The sequence below is a fragment of the Curtobacterium sp. MCBA15_016 genome (assembly GCF_001865105.1).
Taxonomy (GTDB): Bacteria; Actinomycetota; Actinomycetes; order Actinomycetales; family Microbacteriaceae; genus Curtobacterium.
Genome location: NZ_MJGR01000077.1, coordinates 2,710 through 5,006, shown reverse-complemented (window position 1 = coordinate 5,006; position 2,297 = coordinate 2,710). Strand labels below are relative to the sequence as shown.

General features: G+C 55.2%; 1 rRNA gene (running past one end of the window). It reads right to left on the bottom strand.

Features of this window, described 5'->3' with window-relative positions:
* A 23S ribosomal RNA gene (locus tag BIV03_RS18535) occupies window positions 1-2,247 on the bottom strand (it extends 1,429 nt beyond the left edge of the window).
* Between the last annotated feature and the right edge of the window lie 50 nt (window positions 2,248-2,297).

The following is a 2,297-nucleotide window of genomic DNA, read 5'->3' as shown; positions in this document are numbered from 1 at the left end:
TGCAATTTCGCCGAGTTCGCGGTTGAGACAGCTGGGAAGTCGTTACGCCATTCGTGCAGGTCGGAACTTACCCGACAAGGAATTTCGCTACCTTAGGATGGTTATAGTTACCACCGCCGTTTACTGGGGCTTAAATTCAGAGCTTCGCCCAAAGGCTAACCCTTCCTCTTAACCTTCCAGCACCGGGCAGGCGTCAGTCCGTATACATCGTCTTGCGACTTCGCACGGACCTGTGTTTTTAGTAAACAGTCGCTTCCCACTGGTCTCTGCGGCCTTCAACGCTCAGCGGAGCAAGTCCGCATCACGTGTCCGGCCCCCCTTCTCCCGAAGTTACGGGGGCATTTTGCCGAGTTCCTTAACCACGATTCTCTCGATCTCCTTGGTATTCTCTACCTGACCACCTGAGTCGGTTTCGGGTACGGGCGGCTGCAACCTCGCGTCGATGCTTTTCTCGGCAGCATAGGATCACTGATTTCCCCTTACGGGTACGCGTCGGATCTCAGGCATACAGACGACGGATTTGCCTATCGTCAGCCCTACATCCTTACACCAGGATCACCTTACGGATACCATCGCCTGGCTCAGCTACCTTCCTGCGTCACACCTGTTCATACGCTAACCGCACCAGCATGGGGTCGAGCGTTAGACCGCACGCCATCACCCCGAAGGGATCCGGTCAAATGCGGGTTAGGACTCTTAGCACCACTGGATTAGCTTGGGCGGTTGTTCGCCGGTACGGGAATATCAACCCGTTGTCCATCGACTACGCCTGTCGGCCTCGCCTTAGGTCCCGACTTACCCAGGGCGGATTAACCTGGCCCTGGAACCCTTGGTCTTTCGGAGGACGGGTTTCTCACCCGTCTTTCGCTACTCATGCCTGCATTCTCACTCGTGTAGCGTCCACGGCTGGATCACTCCGCCGCTTCACTCGCCACACGACGCTCTCCTACCACTCCGCACGACTGAACCACGAAGGCTTATCGAGTGTGCGAAATCTACAACTTCGGCGGTGTGCTTGAGCCCCGTTACATTGTCGGCGCGGAATCACTTGACCAGTGAGCTATTACGCACTCTTTCAAGGGTGGCTGCTTCTAAGCCAACCTCCTGGTTGTCTATGCAACTCCACATCCTTTCCCACTTAGCACACGCTTAGGGGCCTTAGTTGGTAGTCTGGGTTGTTTCCCTCTCGACGATGAAGCTTATCCCCCACCGTCTCACTGCTGCGCTCTCACTCACCGGCATTCGGAGTTTGGCTGACGTCAGTAACCTGTTGAGGCCCATCGGCCATCCAGTAGCTCTACCTCCGGCGAGAAACACGCAACGCTGCACCTAAATGCATTTCGGAGAGAACCAGCTATCACGAAGTTTGATTGGCCTTTCACCCCTATCCACAGCTCATCCCCTCCATTTTCAACTGAAGTGGGTTCGGTCCTCCACGACGTCTTACCGTCGCTTCAACCTGGCCATGGATAGATCACTTCGCTTCGGGTCTAGGACATGCGACTGAATCGCCCTATTCAGACTCGCTTTCGCTACGGCTGCCCCACACGGGTTAACCTCGCCACATATCACTAACTCGCAGGCTCATTCTTCAAAAGGCACGCCGTCACCCCTACAAGGAGGCTCCGACGGTTTGTAAGCAAACGGTTTCAGGTACTATTTCACTCCCCTCCCGGGGTACTTTTCACCTTTCCCTCACGGTACTTGTCCGCTATCGGTCATCTGGGAGTATTTAGGCTTATCAGGTGGTCCTGACAGATTCACACGGGATTTCTCGGGCCCCGTGCTACTTGGGATACACATCCGGCCATAACACCATTTCGTCTACGGGGCTGGCACCCACTACGGCCCGGCTTTCAAACCGGTTCGACTATGATGCGCTGTAACCGCCCCAGTCCGGCAGAACTGAGCGACGTGTCCCACAACCCCGACCATGCAACGCCCGCCGGCTATCACACATGATCGGTTTAGCCTCATCCGCTTTCGCTCGCCACTACTCACGGAATCACATGTTGTTTTCTCTTCCTGTGGGTACTGAGATGTTTCACTTCCCCACGTTCCCTCTACCCGCCCTATATATTCAGGCGGGAGTCACCAGGTCACAAAAGCGCCCAGCGGGGTTTCCCCATTCGGAAATCCTCGGCTCACAGCTCGATTATCAGCTCCCCGAGGCTTATCGCAGATTTCTACGTCCTTCTTCGGCTCCAGATGCCAAGGCATCCACCGTTTGCTCTTAGAAACTTGACCACAAAGATTAAAATTGCGATCGACTCGAACAATCACCACACCCAAAGGGC